2 protein-coding genes are annotated in these 3,174 nt (G+C 67.8%); both read left to right on the forward strand.

Annotated elements, in window-relative coordinates; genetic code table 11:
* Positions 1–952: 952 nt before the first annotated feature.
* Positions 953–1,891, forward strand: a complete 939-nt coding sequence (locus tag ACWD3C_RS48180) for a TauD/TfdA dioxygenase family protein (protein ID WP_451155118.1) — start codon at positions 953–955, stop codon at positions 1,889–1,891.
* A 101-nt stretch (positions 1,892–1,992) separates the two neighbouring features.
* Positions 1,993–2,952 (forward strand): ABC transporter substrate-binding protein, encoded by a 960-nt coding sequence (locus tag ACWD3C_RS48185; protein WP_451155120.1) that lies wholly within the window; start codon positions 1,993–1,995, stop codon positions 2,950–2,952.
* The last annotated feature ends 222 nt before the right edge of the window (positions 2,953–3,174 follow it).

Below are 3,174 nucleotides of genomic sequence, written 5' to 3' on the forward strand. Positions count from 1 at the left end.
CGACGCTCCGCATCGCCACTGTCAGATTCGCTTCACCACCGGCCTGAAGGCCGATGCACTGCGAATGACCTCCGGTAGCACCCTCGCCGAGGACCGGTTCCAACGCGCAGATCACCGAGTACGGCCGACCAGGGACGGGGATGTGCTGGTCCTTGCCGGGTCCGTAGGTGTGGCACAGGATCCGCTGCGGTGACGTGTAGGCGTGCGGCCGCAGCCAGCAGGTGATGTCGGCTCCCCGTCCCCGGCGGCCAAGCTGACGGCGCCCCGGGCAGTAGGGCCAGGACCACCGACCCGGCGATCAACTGCCGTCTGCGGCGCGGCGGGAGACAGGTCGCGGCGATCGCCACCGTCACGGCGGGCGCGACCGCCCACACCCGTACTCCCGCCGGGGCAGCGGGAGCACCCCACCCCGAGCACGACTCTGGGACCTTGTGCACCTGAGGCTCGACGGAATCGTCTCCCGTACGTTCGCGGAGTGGTGCGGCGTCATCGATGTGTGTGTCGCCGTCGAGTTGCTCCTGCCGAGGTGACCGGCCATGCGTCGAACCGCTCGTGGGACCCCGTTGACAGGGCGCGGCGGGACGCACACAATCGTCGGCATGATCGGGCACCGGTTTGACACGACGGGGCCGCTGCGCGTCCCGGATCGGACCGGGTGCGAGCGCTCAGGCCGCTAGCCGGGCTGCCGCCGAGCCGTGTGCTCGCTGCGCGCCGCAGCCCAGGCCATACCGGTCTTCTTCCTCATTCCCGACGATCCGGACAATCGGGACAACCCCGATGACTCCCGATGACCGCGGATGGCCCCGAATGACTGCCCGGTACACGTCCGCAAGGCATGCATCACTGGACTCCTCTGTCCGCGGCGCCCGACGGCACACGTCTTGAGTGGCTGTCGTCTGTTCCCCACCGGTGTTCGCGCAACCACCGGATCGCGTACGAGGAGATGAGCTCCATGACTGTCATGAACGCCGTGCCACCGGCCACGCTGCGTGAGGCGCGGGTACCGAGGGACGGGATCTACGAGGGCGAGCGTGTGCTGCGCCGTCTGCCCGAGGGGTGGGAGGAGCGCCCGTACGAGCATGTCGAGCTCGTGCCGCAGGGGCGGACGATCGGGGCGGAGGTCCGGGGCATCGGTCTCGCGCAGCCGCTGACGGACGCGGTGCGGGCGGAGTTGAACCGCGCGCTGCTGGAGTGGAAGGTGCTCTTCTTCCGCGGTCAGCGGCTGACCTCCGGGCAGCAGCGCGACTTCGCCCGCCAGTGGGGCGAGTTGGAGACCAATCCGCTGCTCGCCCGGGGTTCCAGCGAGGACGTCGTCCGCTTCGACAAGGGCGACGGAGCCACCCCCACCTTCGAGAACGTCTGGCACGCCGATGTGACCTTCCGGGAGCGGCCCGCGCTCGGCGCCGTGCTCCAGTTGCACGAGGTCCCCCCGTTCGGGGGCGACACCATGTGGGCGGACATGGCCGTCGCCTACGACAATCTGCCGCAGGAGGTCAAGGACCGTATCGACGGGGCGCGTGCCGTGCACGACTTCATCCCCGGCTTCGCCCGTTTCCATTCGCCCGAGCGGCTCATCCCGTTCCAGAGCGACCTTCCGCCGGTGGAGCATCCGGTGGTGCGCACCCATCCGGAGACGGGGCGGCGGATGCTCTTCGTCAACACCTCGTTCACCACCCGGATCGTCGGCATGGAGCAGGAGGAGAGCGACCGGCTGCTGCGTTACCTCACGCAGCAGGCCCATGTGCCGGAGTACCAGGTGCGGTTCCGCTGGCAGCCGGGCGATGTCGCGTTCTGGGACAACCGCGCCACCCAGCACTACGCGGTGAACGACTACGCGCCGCACCGCCGCGTCGCGGAGCGCGTCGCCATCGCGGGCGACCGGCCGTTCTGACGCCGGTCCCCGCAGCAGTCCTCCCTCCCGTTCTCCGGCACCCGCACGGCGCCACCCGCACGGCCGCCCATTCCTGCACGCGACAACGGAAGAGAACCCTGATGCGATTCGACAAGCGAATGCGCCCCACCTATCTGACCGGCGCCTCAGTCCTCGCCATGGCCGCGCTCAGCTCCTGCGCGGCGGCCGAAACGTCCACGGCCAAGAGCGCGGACGCCGTCACTCTGGCGGTTCCGTCATGGGTCGGCGCCGAAGCCAATGTGGCGGTGGCCGAGTATCTGCTGGTGAACGAGCTGGGCGTCGAGGTCACGACCCGGCAGATGGACCAGCCGGTCGCCTGGGACGCCATGGACAGCGGGAAGATCGACGCCGTACTGGAGGACTGGCGCGGTTTCCCGGAGAAGGAGAAGAAGTACATCGAGGAGCGCAAGACCGTCGTCGCGGGCGGTGACCTCGGAGTGACCGGGCACATCGGCTGGTTCGTGCCGAAGTACTTCGCGGACGAACACCCCGGGGTCAAGGAGTGGAAGAACCTCAACGAGTTCACCGACCAGCTCAGAACCGCCGAGAGCGGGGACAAGGGCCAGCTGCTGGAAGGGTCTCCCTCGTACACCACGAACGACCCGGCCCTCATCAAGAACCTCGACATCGATCTGAAACCGGTGTACGCGGGAAGCGAGGCCGCCCAGATCACCCAGATCAGGAACTTCGTCAAGAACAAGAAGCCGTTCATCAGCTACTGGTGGACCCCGCAGTGGCTCAACGCCGAGATCGAACTCGTGGAGGTCGCCCTGCCCCCGTACGAGGAGGGGTGTGCCGATGACCCCGAGAAGGTGGCCTGCGCCTACCCGGACACCCCGCTCCAGAAGTACCTCAATGCCGACTTCGCCGAGAACGGTGGCGACGCCGCGCAGTTCCTGAAGAACTTCAAGTGGAGTACGGAGGACCAGAACCAGGTCGCCAAGATGATCGAGGCGGAGGATCTGTCGCCCGAGGCCGCCGCCGAGCGGTGGATCAACGACAACAAGGACGTCTGGGAGCAGTGGATTCCTGAGAGCTGAGCCACCGTCACACCGGTGCCTCTTCGGCTTCCGGTGCGTGGGTGGCCGACCACACCCACGCACCGCCCGCCGACCGTGTCCTGCCCCCGAGTCTTGACTCCGAGTCTTGACTCCGATCGATTCCGCGGCTTAGTGGTCTGCGTCATAAGTCCTTCGGGGGTTGATCATGCGGCTGGGGCGGCGGAGGATTCTTCTGGGTGATCGGTGGTGTGCCGGTCGAGT

This window comes from Streptomyces sp. NPDC002845 (genome assembly GCF_053591955.1).

Coding starts and splice junctions, on each gene's coding strand:
- ACWD3C_RS48180 (WP_451155118.1), top strand. CDS start 953: ATGACTGTCATGAACGCCGTGCCACCGGCCACGCTGCGTGAGGCGCGG.
- ACWD3C_RS48185 (WP_451155120.1), top strand. CDS start 1,993: ATGCGATTCGACAAGCGAATGCGCCCCACCTATCTGACCGGCGCCTCA.